This window comes from Thermoplasma sp. Kam2015 (assembly GCF_003205235.1).
Lineage (GTDB): Archaea > Thermoplasmatota > Thermoplasmata > Thermoplasmatales > Thermoplasmataceae > Thermoplasma.
Genome location: NZ_QJSM01000007.1, coordinates 1 through 1,135, shown reverse-complemented (window position 1 = coordinate 1,135; position 1,135 = coordinate 1). Strand labels below are relative to the sequence as shown.

General features: G+C 37.4%; 1 protein-coding gene. It reads right to left on the bottom strand.

Features of this window, described 5'->3' with window-relative positions; genetic code table 11:
• Window positions 1-35 precede the first annotated feature (35 nt).
• On the bottom strand, window positions 36-989 hold the full coding sequence (locus DMB44_RS00765; RefSeq protein WP_110640164.1) for an ABC transporter ATP-binding protein: 954 nt from the start codon (window positions 987-989) through the stop codon (window positions 36-38).
• Window positions 990-1,135: the final 146 nt, after the last annotated feature.

Below are 1,135 nucleotides of genomic sequence, written 5' to 3'. Positions count from 1 at the left end.
TATTAAATTATTGAACCGAGAATTTTTAAAAAAGGTCATTGAATTTGATTTTCCAATTGATCAAATACCTTATACTTATTTATGTTGAAATTTATAATATCGCCTGCATTGTATTTTTTCTCCGCCTTGAGAATCAACTGTGAATCTTCCGGACCCATGCAGTGCAGGAAATAGGTTCCGCCAACAGATTCCAAAGAATCCACTCTGGCCTGGTATTCGCCCTTATCTGTAACTGTGGCCCATTCTGGTCGAAAGCCCATATTGCCTATGAAATTCATAGGATAATCGCCTATGAAATCACCAACCCAAATTGTCTTTGGATCGTTATACAGTTCATCATATGATCCTATCTGCTCAAATTTACCATTGTGGAGAACTCCAATTCTATCACCAAGCGCTTCAGCCTCCTTCTGATCGTGAGTGACGAAGAGAAATGTCTGCCCGAGTTCTTCCTGAATTTTCTTCAATTCATTTCTTGCAGCGTATCTGACCCTAGCGTCCAAGTTGCTCAGGGGTTCATCAAGCAGAAACAATGCAGGATTGCGTACTATCGCTCTTGCCAAAGCTACCCTTTGCTGTTGTCCTCCACTTATTTGAGTAACCTTCTTATCAAGTAAGTTTTCTATACCCAGCTTTTGCGCCACTTCATGTACACGTCTGGGTATATTCCTGAAATGGTTCATCCTTAGCGGGAAGGCAATATTATCATAAACACTCATGTTTGGATATAGAGCATAATTTTGGAAAACCATAGCTATATTTCTCTTGTTTGGGGGTAATTTTGTAACATCTTTCCCATCTATGAAAATTTTTCCCGAGTCTGGTTGCTCAATTCCAACTATAATCTTCAAAAGGGTTGATTTTCCCGTGCCGGATGGGCCTAAAATAACAAAGAATTCACCTTTCTCAATTGTGATGGATAGATCTGATATCACCCTCAGTTTGCCGTAGGCTTTATTGATATTCCTGAGTTCCAGTTTTGGTGTCATACTTTGATATATTGAATTAATGATATTTAACTTTTTCAAAAACTGTAGATTTGTCATGCCTGAGAATGCAAAATTCTACAGGCTCTAGGTGATATTATGAACTTCTCTATATTTGTTATTTTTATAACTTAAATTTTTAATATATT